10 protein-coding genes are annotated in these 18,682 nt (G+C 39.6%); 5 read left to right on the top strand and 5 right to left on the bottom strand.

Features of this window, described 5'->3' with window-relative positions:
* Window positions 1-2: 2 nt before the first annotated feature.
* The 3 genes from U1E44_RS00685 to U1E44_RS00695 all read left to right on the top strand — a co-directional run bounded on the left by U1E44_RS00685 (window position 3) and on the right by U1E44_RS00695 (window position 4,522).
* Window positions 3-1,337: a cytochrome P450 gene (locus U1E44_RS00685; protein WP_322928949.1), complete on the top strand. Its 1,335-nt coding sequence runs from the start codon at window positions 3-5 to the stop codon at window positions 1,335-1,337.
* A 19-nt stretch (window positions 1,338-1,356) separates the two neighbouring features.
* Window positions 1,357-2,262: a tRNA epoxyqueuosine(34) reductase QueG gene (gene queG, locus U1E44_RS00690; protein WP_322928950.1), complete on the top strand. Its 906-nt coding sequence runs from the start codon at window positions 1,357-1,359 to the stop codon at window positions 2,260-2,262.
* A gap of 673 nt (window positions 2,263-2,935) precedes the next feature.
* Window positions 2,936-4,522 carry a helix-turn-helix domain-containing protein gene (locus U1E44_RS00695; protein ID WP_322928951.1) on the top strand — a complete coding sequence of 529 codons (1,587 nt, stop codon included), beginning with the start codon at window positions 2,936-2,938 and terminating at the stop codon, window positions 4,520-4,522.
* 120 nt (window positions 4,523-4,642) lie between these two features.
* Here the strand turns inward: U1E44_RS00695 and U1E44_RS00700 are convergent, their stop codons facing one another.
* Together U1E44_RS00700 and U1E44_RS00705 are read right to left on the bottom strand one after the other, a co-directional pair.
* The gene (locus U1E44_RS00700) at window positions 4,643-6,181 is read right to left on the bottom strand and encodes a RagB/SusD family nutrient uptake outer membrane protein (RefSeq protein WP_322928952.1); all 1,539 of its coding nucleotides are present in this window, start codon (window positions 6,179-6,181) and stop codon (window positions 4,643-4,645) included.
* Window positions 6,182-6,207: 26 nt separating this feature from the next.
* Complete coding sequence (locus U1E44_RS00705) at window positions 6,208-9,351, bottom strand: SusC/RagA family TonB-linked outer membrane protein (protein WP_322928953.1); 3,144 nt, start codon at window positions 9,349-9,351, stop codon at window positions 6,208-6,210.
* 434 nt (window positions 9,352-9,785) lie between these two features.
* On the opposite strand from U1E44_RS00705, the gene U1E44_RS00710 reads away from it, so the two are divergent.
* A complete protein-coding gene (locus tag U1E44_RS00710; RefSeq protein WP_322928954.1) occupies window positions 9,786-10,421 on the top strand; it encodes a SanA/YdcF family protein in 636 nt (211 codons plus the stop codon).
* Between the two features lie 57 nt (window positions 10,422-10,478).
* A complete protein-coding gene (locus tag U1E44_RS00715) occupies window positions 10,479-11,732 on the top strand; it encodes an NRAMP family divalent metal transporter (protein ID WP_322928955.1) in 1,254 nt (417 codons plus the stop codon).
* A 65-nt stretch (window positions 11,733-11,797) separates the two neighbouring features.
* Here U1E44_RS00715 and U1E44_RS00720 read toward each other — a convergent pair whose 3' ends face one another.
* The 3 genes from U1E44_RS00720 to U1E44_RS00730 form a co-directional block, all read right to left on the bottom strand.
* On the bottom strand, window positions 11,798-13,738 hold the full coding sequence (locus U1E44_RS00720) for an OmpA family protein (protein WP_322928956.1): 1,941 nt from the start codon (window positions 13,736-13,738) through the stop codon (window positions 11,798-11,800).
* A gap of 174 nt (window positions 13,739-13,912) precedes the next feature.
* Entirely contained in the window at window positions 13,913-14,899 is a 987-nt protein-coding gene (locus tag U1E44_RS00725) for a PorP/SprF family type IX secretion system membrane protein (RefSeq protein WP_322928957.1), read from the bottom strand.
* 4 nt (window positions 14,900-14,903) lie between these two features.
* The gene (locus U1E44_RS00730) at window positions 14,904-18,677 is read right to left on the bottom strand and encodes an Ig-like domain-containing protein (RefSeq protein ID WP_322928958.1); all 3,774 of its coding nucleotides are present in this window, start codon (window positions 18,675-18,677) and stop codon (window positions 14,904-14,906) included.
* Between the last annotated feature and the right edge of the window lie 5 nt (window positions 18,678-18,682).

The following is an 18,682-nucleotide window of genomic DNA, read 5'->3' on the forward strand; positions in this document are numbered from 1 at the left end:
AAATGAAAAATTTACCTCGTATTTCTACTTTTCAGGTTTTTAAAAATGCGCAACGCATTCTTAAAAATCCGTTGCCGTTTCATCATCAGAACTTTACCAAATTCGGCGATCATTTTAGAGTGAAACTTGGTACTAAGGAATCCGTATTATTTACTCGAAATCCGGAACTCATTAAACACGTACTTCAAAAGCAGCACAAAATATACTGGAAATCGCCTTTACAAACGGTAGATTTAGCCAAGTATATTGGTCATGGCATTCTTACTTCCAATGGTGAGCACTGGCGTACGCATAGGCGTATGGTACAACCCGCGTTTCATAAGAAAAAACTAAGCAACCTTCTGGGTATTATGCTAGAAACCATTCGGTTAGAACTAAAACGCATTGAACCCGATACGGTTCAGGATGCCTTTTCTTTAATGGGCGATCTGGCATTTCAGGTAGTGGCAACATCCTTATTTAGTACCTCGGATAGCCGAAGTCGTATGGCAAGGCTCAAAAAAATTACCGAAGACAATCAACAAATGCTCATTAAGGAAATGCGACAACCCTATTTAAAATGGTGGTATCGCCTAAAAGGGGATATTTCAACACACTTGGGTTATGCTGAAGAGGCTAGAAACATCCTTTTAGAGCGTATAGAAGCGCGCCGCCTGTCTGTACAAGAAAAGGATGATGTACTAGATATGTTGCTCCGAGCCACCTACGAAGACGGCTCGTCTATGTCGAATTCGCAATTGATAGATGAAGTGCTTATTTTATTTACGGCCGGCCACGAAACTACAGCCAATGCACTAAGTTTCACTTTGTTTTTATTGGCAACACATCCGGAAATTCAAAAAAAAGCCTTTAAAGAGGTAACTCAAGTTGAATTTGAAACTTCGAATCTAATGGAGGTACTGGGTAGGCTACCCTACTGCAGACAATGCCTGGAAGAGGCCATGCGCTTATATCCGCCTGTGTATGTTATAGATCGCATCGCTACGGAAGATGATCAGTATAAAGATATCCATATCCCAAAGGGCACTTTGGTCTTGCTATCTATATACGAATTGCACCGATACGAAAATTTTTGGGATCGCCCTTCGGTCTTTAACCCCGATCGATTTGCCATGGCGGACAAAAAAGAGATAGGAGATTATTATTACCCCTTTGGAGCCGGGCCTCGCATGTGCGTGGGCAATAATTTTGCGATGTATGAAATGATTTTTACCATTGCAGAAATCATTAAAAAATTCGAGCTATCATCGCCCATTCAGTCTATGGAGATAAATCCGTTAATTTCATTAAAACCCAAAAATGTCCCCATACAATTTAAGGAACGACACATTGGATAACAAAACAACATATAGCCAGATGATTAAGGAAGAAGCCACGCGTCTTGGTTTTTTGTCTTGTGGCATGGCCAAGGCAGCTTTTTTAGAGGAAGAAGCTCCGCGATTGGAAAAATGGCTAAAAAACAATATGCACGGGGAAATGGTGTATATGGAAAATTATTTTGATAAGCGGCTCGATCCCCGATTATTGGTAGATGGTGCAAAAACAGTGATTTCTCTTTTGCTCAATTATTTTCCTTCCGAAACCCAGAAAGATAACAGTTATAAATTGTCGAAATACGCGTACGGACAGGATTACCACCACGTTATAAAATCAAAACTAAAACAACTTCACGAATTTATCACGGAACATATTGGCGAGGTCAATGGTAGGGCTTTTGTAGATTCTGCACCGGTCCTTGATAAGGCTTGGGCGGCCAAAAGTGGTTTGGGATGGATAGGAAAGCACAGCAACCTCTTAACCCAAAAAGTAGGATCGTTTTACTTTATTGCCGAATTAATAATAGATTTAGAATTAGAGTACGATAATCCGGTAACCGACCACTGTGGCACCTGCACTGCCTGTATAGATGCGTGTCCTACACAAGCCATTACCAAGGCGTATGTGGTAGATGGTAGCAAATGCATCTCCTATTTCACCATTGAACTAAAAAATGAAATACCGAACCAATTTAAAGTTACTTTTGATGATTGGGTCTTTGGATGTGATGTGTGCCAAGATGTGTGTCCATGGAATCGTTTCGCTACACCCCATACGGAACCCCTGTTTAATCCGCATCCAGACCTTCTTTCCATGACCAAAAAAGACTGGAACGAAATTACCGAAGATGTATTTAGAAAGGTATTTCAGAAATCGGCCGTAAAGCGCACAAAATTTTCAGGTTTAAAACGGAATATTGCTTTTTTAGAAGATGAAAAGGGCTAATTGGCCTTTAGACACCTCATTACACCTAGAACGGCATAGGTAAAAGAACTATTGAGAGCTATTTTGAGTTTTTTTAAAACTGTTCAAACTTTTATATCTTTTAGGTATATGTGATTTTATACAGTTGCTTTAAACCTGAACAATAGAAGTGTTTCCGGCAAATTATTCAATTTTGTAACAAAATTTTACCGGTATCATAGTTAAAAGGGATAGTTTAAAAAGCTACTTTTAAACTTTTGCACGTGTAATTGCTCGATTGTACTTTTGCGTTTAACCAACGAATCTTCTTATAATAAGCTTTAATCTCAGGCTGATGGAAAACTCAACTAGAAGCGTATTTATCCTATTATTTTTATTCTTTTGCCTCTTTTCAATTGCCCAAAAAACACAAAAGGACTCAATTGATCTTTATGTGCACCAAATAGGGAGAATGGCAAATGACAAAAGTATGTTCCGAAAATATTTTTTAGACCACGAATATTTAGAAGCTCAGGTACGGGAAGCTGAAGGACAAGAAAAGGTACGCATTCTTTTAAAATTACACACTTCAAGTATTTATAAATCAACCGAAGACGCTAGATGGTATAATGAGGAAGCCTTGGAGCTGGCAAAAGTATGGCGTTTTACAGAGGGTGAATTACAAGCCACATACAATCAGGCCTATATTCTTTTTGTGAATGGGAAATTTGATGATGCTATGCGTTTGGTTCAAGAGTTAGAATCTTCTTTGGATAAGGTGTTATATCCTAGCATTTACGGCGATGTAGCCACGCTTAAATCTGACATATACACGGAAAAGGGTGAATATGATATTGCATTGGAAATTGGTTTACAACTGTTAGACCTTGCAGAAACAATAAATAATGATTATTTGTTTATGAAGGCCAACGCTGCCTTGTCTCATTATTATTTAAGAAAGGAAAAATTTTCTAAGTCTTTAAGCTATTGCTTAACGGGGCTGCACTACATTATAAAACTTAAAAGAACTGAATTTTTTTATCCTAAACTAGATGAAATTGCGAGGATGACCGCACAACTTGGTAATCCAATGGGCGCTTTAGGTGTTTATGAAGTTTTTTTTGAGCTAGAGAAAAGAACGCCACCGCCTGGCGATTATATTAAGAGTTCTGTTTATATGAATATGGCTAATATTTATCTATCTATTGGCCAGTTCGAAATGGCTCAAAAGCAAATCGGTCTTGGACTAAACATCGCCTATGCAAACAATTATAGATTTCGAATACCAAGAGGTTTAACAATACAAGCAGAACTTTACCTAAAGCAAGGGAAAACTTCTAAAGCCATAGCCTATTTTGAAAAAAGTATTGATGCGGCAGAAAATATAAATGCCTTTGATGTAATAAAAACCAATAGTAAAATAGTAGCTAAATTATTTGCACAGAGCAAGCAACCCGAAAAATCTAAAGAATATGCTGACTTATATAGAATTATAAATGATTCCCTTTACACGAATGAACGCCTACAAAGGACCATTATTCTTGAAGCAAAGCGTTATATTAAAGATATTTCTCTCAAAAAAAAGGAATTAGAATACCAGAATGGCATACAAAGAGCCAACCTGAATACATTAAAAATATTTTTTATTCTTTTTTTGGTTCTATTTGGCGTTGGTCTATTTTCCTACTTAAAAGTGAAAAAGAAGAATAAATTGTTATACCAAAGAACAGTAGAACTGGTTAATTTACAAATTACACAGAACAGGAAATTGAATGGAGATCTGAAGGTTAGCACAGCTAATTCTAAAAAAGTGTCAAAAGTAAAAATAGTAGATCCAAACAAATCGATCGATGAAGATATTAAAGAAATTATTTTAACAAAATTGGAAAAACTCGAAAGCAAGCACTTTTTTTTGGAGCCAAATTGCAACCTATATCAACTGGCGGATACCCTTAAAACCAATCCAAAATATCTATCGCAAGTGATAAATCAAGAAAAAAACACCAACTTTAACAATTATATTAATGGCCTTAGAATAAATTATTTGTTGCCCAAGCTTATAGAAAATTTAGAGTTTAGAAATAGTAAGCTAACCTATATAGCATTTACCATAGGATACAACAACCTTAATACATTTAATGATGCCTTTAAAAAAAGGTTAGGGATTTTACCATCTTATTTTATTAAAGAATTAAACAACGATATTGCGGTTTCTAATTACGCAGTGATTACTAAATTAAAAAAAGGTTACGCTCACATTCCAACCATCAAAACACCGCAAGAAAGTCATCAACCAGGATAGTAATAGGGATTTGGTCATGTCCCAAAAAAAAAGCAACATCTAAAATTATAGATGTCGCTTTCTTACTAACTCAAACTAAACTAACTCACAACAAATCTTTATTATTTATTTTATCATTAATTAATACCCAGGGTTTTGCGGAGTAAGATTCGGATTGTTTATCAGTTCCTGTTCGGGTATTGGGAAAAGTAGGTGCTTTTCCTGAAGAGATTGACTGGAGTTTAAATTAACATGCCCAACAAAATTGTCAAAACCACCATTTTCAACATTAAAAACCTTTCTTAAACGCACCATATCAAACCAGGTGATCTGCTCATAGCAAAGTTCAAACCATCTTTCTCTCCAAACGGTTTCTTGAAATGAGTCTTTGGTGAATTCGGCTAAAGTGGGAGTGCTAAGTTGTGCTCTGTCGCGAATTCTTTTGAGGGCGTCAAGCCCCTCTTGACTTGGACCACTAACTTCATTACTTGCCTCAGCATAAGTAAGCAACACTTCTGCAAAACGGATCATAGGTAAGTTAAGGTTGTCTCTGGCCGTGCCTGGCACTCCAAACGTGCCGTTTGCAATTACATTAAAATGCTTAAAGATAAAGGGGGCTCCTAACGAGAAGAGATCTTCGAAACCATTTCTATAATAATTGGTGTAAAACCAACCCTCGCGATCAACGGCTCTAAGATCCCCATCTTCGAAGGAATTGAAAAAGCTAATATGTGGAATTGTACTACCAGTACCCGATGGCCCTCTGTAGGTAACGGGCTGAAAATTAGGAAACATATTACCCATTGGATTTTCAGCGATCAATGCATTATATTGAAGACTGAAAATATGTTCTACCATATTATTGAATCGCTCGTCATGTATCTCGCCATAGGTGTCAAAAAGATCAATAGGACCGGCATTATCAATGACCTCTTTAGCTTTAGAAGCCGCGTCGGCATAACGTCCTGTATCGTTTAATGGGAATCCCGCCATGGTTAAATACACTTTAGATAACAGTGATTTAACGGCAGATTGAGAAACTCTGCCACTTTGATCGGTCCAAGGTAGACCAGAAGTTTCAGCCACTAATAAATCGCCTACTATAAGATCATAAACTTCACTTTGAGGAGTTCGTATTGCAAAAAAATCTTCGGAACTTGCACTTTGGGGAGCTGTAATTAACGGCACATCGCCCCATAACCTCACGGCATAGAAATAGGCCCAAGCTCTTAAAAATCTTGCTTCACCTAGAAGCCTGCTTTTTGCAGTTTCATCCATGTCAATGCCGGGTACATTTTCAAGCACTAAATTGGCATTTCCTATTACTCTGTAAACCCCTCTCCACCAGTTCCTCACATGACCAGTGTTGCCGTCATAGGATAAGGAATACAAGTTATTAAGGTCCGAATTCTGAGAGGTTTGTGTGGTGGCATTACCCGTTGGGCCTTCCAATAATTGCCAATTTGATGAAAATATACCTGCACCATTACCTACAAAGCGTGCATCGGCATACACGGCGGCAACAGCAGCTTCTGCTTGTTTGGCAGTTGTATAAAAACTTTGTGGTCCTAAGTTAGAAGGATCTAACTCTTCTAAAAAATCCGAGCAGCCTACGATTAATATCAGTAGTACTGGGTAGAACAAAAAAATGATTTTTGATTTTATTATATTTTTTCTCATAATACTATTGCTTTATTTTTTATAAATTATAGGCCAACTTGCAGTCCAATCATAAATGTGGTTGTCTTTGGAAAATTGTGCCACATTTGTCCCTGAGAAAAAGCACTGCTTCCATTTCCTTGGTTTGTTGGCGTTACTTCTGGATCGCCAATAAGCCCGTCATCTACAAGCAAAAAGAAATTTTGCACAGAAGAGTACAATCTTAGTTTGGTAAGTCCAAATTTTTCAACCACATCAGTGTCAAAATTATACCCTAACATAAGATTTCTTCCCCTTAAAAATGAACCGTCTTGTACCCAATGCGAATCTACATTGGTAACATGTCCTGCTCTAGACTCACGGATTTGAGCAATCATTGTATCTTGATTGTCAGGTGTCCAGGCATTTAAAACCGTTCTGTAACTATTGGCAAGTCCCTGTCTATCTTCACTAGCATGAAGGTTCATGTTTAGCACGTCATTTCCTATAGAGTATTGCAATTCTATAGTTAAATCAATGTTCTTGTAGGTAAAATAATTGGTAAATGCGCCCCAAGCATCTGGGCTTCCGTTTCCTATTATAGATCTGTCCTCGTCATTTATAATTTTGTCACCGTTTCTATCCAAGTATTTTACATCTCCAGGTAGCAAAGTAAGTCCGTTACGGTAACTTACAAATGAAGCGGCTTCCGCTGCCTCATCTGTTCCCCATATCCCTAATCTGGTAAGACCCCAGAAAGACCCGACCGGTTCACCGATACGAATTATATTGGTTTGGTTGGTAAAGTTAGGGCCACCTACTCCAAATATGTCAGAAGGCGTTGCTAAGGATAACACTTTATTTCTATTGGCTGAAATATTAAATGTGGATGTCCACGAAAAATTATCATTTCTAATGTTAATTGTATTTACCGCCATTTCGATACCCTTGTTTTCCATGGAACCTGCATTCCTTCTTATAGTAGCAAATCCACTGGATTGGGGAACGGGTGCATCTAATAACATGTCCGTAGTTTCCCTATAATATAAATCCATTTCAAAATTTATTCTGTTCTGAAACAGTCCAAGTTCTAAACCTATATCATATTGTGTGGTCTTTTCCCATTTTAAGTCTGGATTTGCAAGTCGGTTCAATCCAGTTCCACCTACTCGGTTGCCGTCGAAGATGGTAGCAAAATTAGAACTCAAAAGAGATAAGGATGAGAAGGGAGGGATTTCTGAGTTGCCTGTAACGCCAACACTAGACCTAAGTTTTAAATTGGAGATGACTTTACTGTCTGCCAGAAAATCTTCCTGCGAGACTCTCCATGCGACTGCCGCTGATGGAAAAAAGGAAAATTTATTATTATCACCAAATTTTGAAGACCCGTCTGCTCTGCCTGTTACTGTAAATAAATATTTGCCCATGAGATTGTAGTTTATCCTTCCAAAATAGGAATTTAAAGCCTCTCTTGCTGCATTTGAAGCCACTCCAAAATCTTGAGATCCGGCTCCTAAATTATTAAACTCAAAAAAATCAGTTGGAAAATTACGAGACTGTGCACTAACCGAAAATAGTTCAGATTCTTGCCATGACAAACCTAGAAGTGCCGTTACAGAATGATTGTCATTGAAGGTTTTGTCATACGTTAAATAATTTTCAGTAGACCAAAATGTTTGTTTCAAATTTCTGGATGAAGCAAAGGCATTGCCATTACTGTCGAGTGTACTATCACTAAACTGGTTAGTTTCCTGAGTGGAAATATTGGTACCTAAGACGGATCTAAAAACCAGATTTTTGGTCAAATTTATATCAGCATACATACTACCCGTTACGGTTTGGGTATTAAGATTGTATTTACGACCATCCAGTCTATGTACAGAACTTCTAGTTCCTTCTGCGAAAGGATAATCTCGGTTTTCGGCAAATCTCCCAGCCAAAGGTCCGCTTTCATAACGTACAGGTAAAAAGGGGAAATCTTCTACCATCTGCCTCGCTACAGCATCATTAATATCTACTAAATTTTCTCTTTGAAAATTATAACTTAGAGTACCCCCAACTTTCATCCATTTTTTGATTTGATCATCAATGGCAAATCTTCCTGAATATCGTCTTAAAAAGGAAGTCTTTATAAGACCTTTGTCATCTCTAAAACCCAGGGATAAACTGTAGGTTGTTCTTTCGTTGCCACCAGAGAAACCAAGTTGATGATTCTGAGATAAATCTCGTTGTTGAATGGCTTTGGACCAGTCGGTGTCGTACAAGGGGTTACCATTGCTGTCAAACAATGTGGCCATTTGAGGATCTAATCTTCTGAGTCTTGGTTCTAAGGCAGCATAATTTCCAGCTGCCCAACCGGCCGGATCAAACTTTTGCGCATTTTCCCAAGCAAGTTGCTCCATATCTAAATACTCTCGGGCATTTAGTACCTCAGGTTTATTTGGGCCGTAGCCAACAAGGCTATAATCAACATCGTAGGTGATGCGACCTTCACCGGACTTTCCTCTTCTGGTTGTAACTAAAATAACACCATTAGCGCCTCTTGCACCATAGATTGCGGTTGATGACGCATCTTTTAGCACCTCAATGGATACTATATCATTAGGATTTAGGAAATCTATAGCCGTTGAAAATTGATCTTGATTACCTTGAGGTAGTTGAACCCCATCAACAACATATAAAGGATTGTTTGATGAATTTATGGAACTAAACCCCCTAATTCTAATGGTAGATCTACCTCCCGGTCGTCCAGAATTGGTGTTTACTTGAACCCCCGCAATTCTTCCAGATAAGGCTTGGTTAAGTGAAGCGGCTGGGCGCTCACTCAATTTGCTTTCGCCAACCTGCCCCACAGATCCGGTTAAATCAGAACGTTTTTGGCTACCATAACCAATGAGGACTACTTCATCCAATTGGCTGGCGTCTTCCTCTAAAGTAACGTTGATTTCAGTGCGACCGTTTACAGCAATTTCTTGTTTTTGAAAACCGATATAGCTAAAAACAAGTGTCGCATTGTTAGGCACTCCGTCTAGGGCGTAATTACCATCAAAATCTGTTTGCGTTCCATTTGAAGTTCCTTTTACAATTACATTAGCACCTGGCAATGGCCCAGAAGAGTCGGAAACGCTTCCGGTAATGGTCTGTGCTTGCGTAAGTGCGGTTATCAAAAGCGCACCCAAAAGCACCATACTTTTTGTTAATTTCATCTTCATACGAAATAGTTTAAATTGGTTAATAGTAAATGAAAGTTGTTGTTGTTGATAAAAGGATCTTAGTAGAAGTATTCTTGTTAAAATATTTCAAATGATCATTTATATCTGTTGCCAAAATTATCTTAAATAAATTATGGACTAGGGAGATGAAGCAATAATGGCTCTAAAATTCATGAATTTTAGAGCCGTTTTTATTCTTGATTGCCAACCAAAAAGGTTTTAATTTGAGGATTTGATAATCTTTGATAAAAGATATTGTAATAATCACTCACTATCCCATAGCTTATTTGTCTTGTTAATTACATGTTAAATAATGTGCGCAAATTTTACATAAAGGAGCTCGCAGTATAATTTTTAGGATTCACTGCATAAATTTTAACGGTAGTAAACACAAAGGTTTTCACTATTTTTATCGACCTAATCAATTCATAGGAATGATAAAAAAAACTGGATATGTTGTAGTAGCTATTTCGATATTTTTGGGGTTTCTTATTCTCCTATGTAATTTTATAATTTCATGGAGTGTTGACGGCAAAATTTATTCAGATAGTGTGCAAATCCCCAAAAACAAGGTAGGTCTGGTCTTAGGAACTTCTAAAAAATTAGTTGATGGGAAGCCCAATGCCTATTACACCCAGCGTATTAATGCGACGGTTACCCTCTTTAAAGCCGGAAAAATAGATTTTGTATTGGTTAGCGGCGATAATGCTACCCAATACTATAACGAACCCCATACGTTTAAGAAAGACCTTGTGGCGAAAGGCATTCCTGCCGAAAAGATTTTTTTAGACTATGCCGGCTTCCGTACGCTAGATTCTATGGTGAGAGCAAAATACGTTTTCGGTTTGGAGCGCGTTACTGTAATTTCGCAAAAATTTCATTTAGAACGAGCCATTTATTTGGCTGAAAAGAAGAGATTGCCGGCTATAGGGTTTATAGCAGACGATGTTACGGGCACCGAGGGAATAAAAGTGACCCTCCGAGAATATTTGGCAAAAGTGAAGGTTTTTATAGATTTATTGCTAAATACCCAACCCAAATTTTATGGCGAGCGTATCGAGATAAAATAAGCATTACTCTTGTTTTAAAAAGTACTATTTTAGTTTTTTGTTATAACCTACATCGGCATGTCTAAAACCAAAACATTTATTAGCTCCTTAGGTCCCGGACTTTTATTTGCGAGCATGTCTATTGGCACGTCCCATTTGGTGCTTTCCACTAAGGCTGGAGCGCAATACGGTTGGCTCATGTGTATTCCTATTATTTTGGCGAATGTGTTAAAATATCCTTTTTTCGAGTTTGGTATTCGCTACACCAATATCACCAAAATATCACTTATCGAAGGCTATTTAAAAAGAGGAAAGGGATATCTATGGTTTTATGCCTTTATCAGTATTTTTTCAATTTTTACCATCTTGGCTGCCTTGTACGTAGTTACAGCGGGTTTGCTGATCAATGTACTTCGGCTCCCAACTCTTTCTGTGAGTATGGTGGCGCTTGGACTATTTATTTTTATAAGTTCCATGTTGATTATTGGGCGCTATAAATTTCTAGAAACTTCCTTAAAATTTGTCATTTCTATCCTTTTTGTAGCCCTTTTGTTTACCACAGCCATGGTCGTGTATAAAGGGAATGTTGTAGCCGTTGCCCATTTTGAGCCACCGACCTTGTTTAACGAAGTTGGTGTGTTGTTTTTGATTGGTTTGGTAGGTTGGATGCCTACAACCGTAGAAGCGTCAAGTTGGGTAAGCCTTTGGAGTATAGAAAAATTTAAGAGTAGCGGGGTACAGCGCTCTTTAAAGGAAGCCTTGCAGGAATTTAATTTTGGGTACATCCTTACCGGTGTATTAGCCTTGTTTTTTTTGATTATCGGATGGATGACCTTGTACGGAACAAATACGGAACTCAGTGGTAGCGCGGTTGTTTTTGCAGACCAGCTTATCACTCTTTTTACAGGTCATATCGGAGCTTGGAGTTATTTCTTTATTGCTACTGCGGCCTTTGCGACCATGTTTAGTACGTGTATGACGGCTCACGATGCCGTCTCTAGAGTGAGTGTCGATGTCATTGAATTGCTTTTTGCGAAGGCGAAAGGCATCGATAAACGGCTCTTTTTCGCTATCATGGTAGTAGTATTAGCGCTTATAAATTTTATAGTGGTTTCTGTTTTTAGCGCTAATATGGGTCAGTTGGTGGCCATAGCCACTTTTGTGTCATTTGTGTTGGCACCCGTAATAGGATATATGAATCTAAAAAACGTGATGAGCGAAGATATTCCGGCACATCTAAGACCAAAAAAAGGCTTGCGATTACTAACGTATTTGGGTATTTTCTTTCTTTCGCTTTTTGCCATCTACTATTTTTGGATGGTGGTTTTTTAAAATTGAGGTCTGTTCATTAGTCCCAATGCATACTTTAAAACGCACTAGAGCTTAGCGCCAAAACGTTAGGGCTGCTTAAATAAAGTGTCGTAATTCCGCACTACAATTAAAGAGCGTTCGTTTTGTTGATGTAGCATATCCAAACAAAAGACCCCATTCTTACAATTGTTTATAATTTTCTCCTCTCCATAACCTACTGTATTCTCAATGTTTTTAGCGGGTACTCCATTTTTAGTGAGATAGCGTTTAATGGCATTAGACCTTTCCTGCGATAATTTAAGGTTGGCGGCGTTGCTTCCCCTGCTGTCCGTATGCGTTTCTATGCTTAATTGGAGTTCCGGGAATTGGCTTACTGCATAAACTACTTTGTCTAATTCCTTCGCGATTTCAGAAGTTACCTCGGTCTTTCCTTTGGTAAAATAGAATTTTCCGAGTTTAAGTACGGTTTGGTTTTCTTTTTCCTGTACCAGATCGTCCAAAAGAGCCAATTCTACTACCATTGGGTTTTTCTGAAGTCCTTCTAAATCTTTTTCCAAAAATAGATCCGAGAAATGTGCATGCCGCTCTTTGTGAATGGAAATTGCTACTGTGTCGCGCCAAGGTATTTCTATCTGAAATTCCCCGTTTTCTTTAGTAAAAATTTCTTTTATTACATTTTTAGCAGCATCTAAAAGTTGCACTGAAACTTTAGCGATGCCTTCATTTTTATTGGGTGTCACAACCGATCCTTTTAATACCAATGTTTTTAATCCCGGCTTTTCGGAGACCTTAAAGGCATACATATCATCCTTGCCTTTACCACCGGCTCTATTCGATGAAAAATACCCGGTTAACCCCTCCGGTGTGTTTCTCTTAATGATAAAGCCAAAATCATCTTTATCCGAATTAATCTCGAATCCTAAATTAATGGGGATGCTATGGCTTCCATCGGGCTGTATTTTGGTTTCATACACATCCATACCGCCGAGGCCGTAGAATACATCCGAAGAAAAATACAGACTATTTTCAAACAAAAAAGGGGCAATTTCGTTTCCGGGGGTATTAATGCGAGGCCCTAAATTTACGGGAGCGGACATAATTTGCCCGTTATTGGTATACACATAATAAATATCGGTACCCCCATAACTGTCTTGAAAGTTGGCAGCAAAATAAAGTTTACCGGTTGCAGCCTCATAAAAGGGATAATAAAAGGAGGTGCTTAGGTCGCGCAACAAATATTCAAAAGAGCCTTTGCTATCTGAGGCACCCATAGCCAAGGCATTTTTGCCTTTAGAGTCGTACGTAAGTTGATCGCCGTCGGCATTGGAAAGCACATAAAAAATACGATTAATTTCGTTAGAATAAAAGGGTGTTGCTTTATGAAAGAGCGATTGGGGAATACCGTCAAAAGGGATGGCACTAATCACATCTCCATTGGGCTCAATGCGGCCCAGATAGATATCTAAATACGCTTCTCCAGAAGGAATATAGGTGCCTTTTTTTCCATTTCCTCTAGCACTCGTAAACAACAAACGGCCGTCATAAAACGTAGGTGAAAAATCGGCTTGTGCACTATTTATTTTTAGGTTAAAGGTGGCAAGATCGGTTTGTGCGTTCTCATCTGTAGCTAATAACTCGGCATTAAATTCTGCATTTTCTATCCATTCATCGGACAAAAGATGGCGCTTTGTTGCTAAAAATGCCTTTACTCTATCCATTCCCGAGGTGTTTTTTAACGCCCGTAACATTTTATTAAAATCATGATTGGGGATTAGGGTGTCCTTTTTATAAAAATTAAGATAGGTTTCGACTGCGTTTTTAAAATCTCCTGTTTTTATGTAGGCATCTGCCAAATTGAGTAGCTGATAATTGGCCAACGGCTTTTTCTGCTGCTCTTTGGTGTAGGCTGCAATGGCCGATTTATAGGCATATTCAAAATAAAGCTTATCTGCCTTTGATTTTTTTTCTTGCCCGAAACCTAAATTCAGGGAAAAGAAAATGAGCAGTATGAGTATGCGGAACTTCATAAGCTAATTCGTATTGCTGAGTTATTTTTAATTCTTAAAGTCTCCCATTGGATATCCGTTAGCTGTACTTTTTGAGTGTCCAATGTTTTTCTTTTTTTTTGTTTGATTGTTTTGCAGCTACTATTTTACTTTTATTAGCAAAAGATTCCTTCAAGGATACCTATGCCACCCCAACTAAAAAAAACGAGGGCTGTCTATTTGTTTTGGCTTTCCTTTTTGGGTGGGTTCCTTTTTCTCTCTAGGCTCCCCTGACCGCCCTAAATAGAATTTCAAAATAACTTCATGAGATCCTTGGCTAAATTCGCCTAGCCCATTCGTGTTGTAATCATAGGCATATCCCAAAAATAAGCTATTCGAAATTTGAAAGCCAGCGAGGCCACTTATATCGTTGTTTATACGGTACGAAGCTCCTAAAGTCAGCGCGTTGCTTATTAAAAAATTAGTCGAAAAATTAAAATTTACCGGCGCACCATCCAAATAATTTAATAAAAAGGCCGGTTTAAATTTAAGACCTTCGGACAGTTCAAACACATAGCCTCCAATAAAATTAAACTGAATGTTATCTTCTACAATTCCGGCAACTTCATCGGTAAAGAGGCCATCGGTAAGAAAACTGGGGACCGAAAGCCCCAAATACCAATTTTCGTCGTACAAAAACATTCCTGCACCCACGGTAGGATAAAAATTATTGACTGTAGCCGAACTTAAAAGCGGCTCATTTTCTATTTCAAAACTACCCTTGCTAAAATCTACATCCAAAATAGATCCTCCTGCCGCAATACCAAAAGAAAGCCGTGTGGTCTCCGAAAGTTGCACCTGAAAGGAATAAGATAGATCTATAAAAGTTTGCGAAGTAGGCCCTAGCTCCTCATTAACCACATTGAGACCCAAACCTGTTTTTTTATTGGCAAAGGGGATATTGGTGCCAAACCTCATGGTGCGGGGTGCCCCGGGAATTCCCGTCCACTGCGCTCTGTACAGCCCTATAATTTCGGCCGTTTCTACGGTACCTACATAGGCCGGATTAAAACTGCCAATATTGTACATATACTGCGTGTATTGCGGCTGTTTTTGGGCATGGACTCCAAAGGTGCCAACAACTGCCACTACCACAAAGATTAGTGCTTTTTTATAGATCAATCGGGTATTAAAATAAGTCATTCGATTATCTTATAATTTGAATCCATCCTTTTTTCACCTCTGTACCATCTCCCAGATCCAGTATATAAAAATAGGTACCCTTAGGTAAATCCTTGTTGTTTCTTGTGCCCTCCCAAGTATTGTCGTACGCTCTTTTCTTGAATACTTCGTTTCCAAATCGGTCATAAATTTCAATGGTATTATTGGGGAAATCTTCGATACAATTAATGACCAATCGATCGTTGGTACCATCGCCATTGGGTGAAAACTGATTGAATAAAAAGCCACATTCTTCTGTAGTCCGTTGATCAATGGTAATTGTAACAGACGCATTGTTATTTACAGGATCGCCATCGATTGGGAACGAATCGGTTATTTGCACACTATTTTCATAACTGCCATTTTCCAGTACCAATACCGTTAAAGTCAAGGTGGCACTATCACTTCCCAGGAGCTCGGGAATTTCCCATATTCCGGCCACTTCGTTATAGGTTCCTAAAGAGGCATTGGCCTCTACAAAACTAAAGCCGGATTGTATTTCTTCGTTAATTTCAATGTTGATGGTTCTATCTGCGGTCTCATTGGTTACGGTTATGCTAAATATAACTTCTTGCCCAACTGTAGCCCTGTCTCTATTTGCTGTCTTTGTGATGGAGAGATCAATAGGTGCCGGATTGCAATCTAAGGTAAGATTAGGATCGCACGCATCCAAAGGATTTGTTCCATTAAGTACTTCGTCGCCATCGCTAATACCATCCCCATCGGTATCTGGATTGTTGGGATCTGTACCCAAAACCGCCTCTTCCCCGTCGGTAAGTCCATCTCCATCAGAATCTACAATACAGTCCGTCACTGAAATCGTGAGGGTTACTGCTGTATTGGTACACGGGGCAATGGCTCCGGTGGTGGTATAGGTAAATACATAATTTCCATCTGGCCTTCCCGTAAAATCAACAATATTGCCTGCTGCAATCGTAAGCGTTCCTGATGGATCGGTAGTGATTGTCCACACTCCGGCATCGGCATCTGAAAGCCTGTTGTCTAAATTTATAGTGGTAGGACCACCGTTACCGGAAAGGCTGCAAGCCGAAGTATTCAATACGGTTCCTGCAAAAGGCTGCGGATTTACAGTAGCGGTTACGGGTATTCGGCTGGTAGTACAACCGTTGGCGGTGGCTTCTACAAAAAAATCGCGGCTTTCTGTTATAGAAGGGGTCATAAAAATAGGACCGGTGCCCAGGGGCAGGGTACTGCTACTGGAATCGTACCAACGGATATTGCTGCCCTCACTTGCGGTAGCGCCTAAAACTACCGAACCTTCACCACAGCGGGTGCTTGGCGTAGCAGAAATTGTAGGGGTTTGGTTTAGTTGTAGATCTACTCGTAATACCGGACTTGCACATGCATTATTTTCATCATAGAAAAATCCGAAATAACTGCCAGGCGCCGTCACCACAGGGTTGTTTGCCAAGAAGGCGGCTGTAACCGATAAATCGGGATTGGTACTCCATCGTAGCACGGTTCCTGTGGGAGGAATGCTATTGGTGTAGGCATTAAGCGGCTGACTCAACACATCGCAGAATAGGGTGGGTACGTCGGTGTTTAAATTAGGTGCGGTATTTCCGGCGATGCAGGGCGCAGCACAATCGGTTACTGTAATGGTAACAACAGAGGATGCGTTGGTGCAAGGTGCTAATGCGCCTGTAGTGGTGTACGTAAATTGGTAATTTCCGGCAGGTTGATTGTTAAAATTAACAGCATTATTCCCATTAATGTTGATGCTAGACCCCGCAACCGGACTGCTCAAAGTCCAGTTACCGGCACTGGCACCTGTGATGAGATCATCTAAATCTACAATGGTGGCTCCGTTCACAATGGTATTACATGCCGAAGTGTTGGTCGTAATTCCTGCGGTAGGCTGCGTATTCACGGTAGCGATAACCGGAGTTCTTGCCGAAGTACAATTGCCATCTGTAGCTTCTACATAAAATGTGGTTGTATTGGAAATAGGTGGCGTATTAAACGTGGTTCCTGTTCCAATACTTGTACCGCCTACGGCTGCCGCAAACCAATTGAGCGTTCCCGAACTGGCGGTGGCTCCTAAAGTCACTGAGCCGGGACCACAAGTCGCTGCCGGAGCAGTGGCTGTAATGGTGGGCTGCGTATTCACGGTAGCGATAACCGGAGTTCTTGCCGAAGTACAATTGCCATCCGTAGCTTCCACATAAAATGTGGTTGTAGCTGAAATGGTAGGCGTATTAAACGTAATTCCTGTTCCAATACTTGCACCCCCTATGGCTGCCGCAAACCAATTGAGCGTTCCTGAACTGGCGGTGGCTCCTAAAGCGACGGATCCTGTACCGCATCGGGCTGCCGGAGTGGTAGTTGTAACTGAGGGTGTTGTATTTAAGGTCAGCGTAACCGGTAAAACCGCACTGGCACAATTATTAAGGGCGTCAAAGAAAAAGCCGTAATACGTACCTGCATCAGAAACCGTTGTATTCCCCAAATGACTTCCAATAGTTAGCGGGTTACTATCTGTACTCCAAGTAAGTACCGCATTTGGCGGCGCAGTAGTGACTGTATAATTATTTAAATTAACCGAAAAGCTATCACAAAATTGGGTTGGTTGCGTTTCATTGATAACAGGTGCCGCACTACCTGCGGCGCAGCTATCATCATTAAGTATCGTTCCTGTTCCCGTACCTTTGGCTATCGTGGCAGGACCACTTATGCCACTTAGTACTACGGTAAAGGTTTCATCCGGTTCTATAATTCCATCATTGGTAATGGGTACGGTTATGGTTTGCGTTTCTCCGTTGGTGCCTAAAAAATTGAGTGTACCGTTGGTAGTGGTAAAGTCAGTACCGGCAAGAGCTGTTCCGTTAACCGTGGTGTAGTTTATGGTAAAAGGTGCCACATTGCCTGTTAAGGTAACTGTAAACACTGCATTTCCTGCATTTTCCGGTATTGAGACATCATTAATGGAAATACTGGCGGTATCGTTATCTTCATTAATAACCGTAATAGGAGGTATGAGATCTTCGTCTAAATCATTATACAAATTGTCGTTAGATTCAATATCATCAATAGAAATCGTATAGCTTTGATTCCCATCAACAATACTATCGTCTACACCTGTAACCGTAACTACTACGCCTGTGTTCCATGAAGCTACCGGTACGGTAACCGTTGCAGGTACCGTACCTTCTCCGAGATTGCTGCTTACCAAATCGATGATGACATCATCGGTGGGTTCGGAGGTCAAGGAAATTGTAAATGTAGCTGTTCCGCCGGCTTCAGTGGTATTGCCGCTTATAGGGGAAAGTAGAATCCCTGCCGTGTCGTTATCTAGAATGGTAATGGTGGCTGATGAATTATTAGTGTCAATGGTGTAATTAGCACTTGGCATAATTTCCAAAACAACGGTTTCATTACCCTCGGCTATAAAATCTTGAAGGACGTTTAAGGGTAAAGAGGTATTTCCTGCATTTATGGATATTGGAACATTTACGAAACTAGGCAATGGAGCATAATCTAATCCGGAAGTAGCTGTAGAAGATGCATTTATAGATAATGAAACTTGTAAATTTTCAATTATTAATTCATCTGTAAGGCTTAGGATAAACTCCCCTGGAACCAATCCAGCTTCATTTGCAGTTGGTTGCGAAGCCGTAATAGAAGCTACTTGTGCTACTATGGATTGAAGTGGAATAGCCATAAAAACGACTATACTAAGATAGCGAAAGATGGTTTTTCGGTTAAAGGCCAATGCGCTTAAAAGTTTTTTTACTGCCATATTTT

The organism is Aurantibrevibacter litoralis, assembly GCF_034651555.1.
Taxonomy (GTDB): domain Bacteria; phylum Bacteroidota; class Bacteroidia; order Flavobacteriales; family Flavobacteriaceae; genus Aurantibrevibacter; species Aurantibrevibacter litoralis.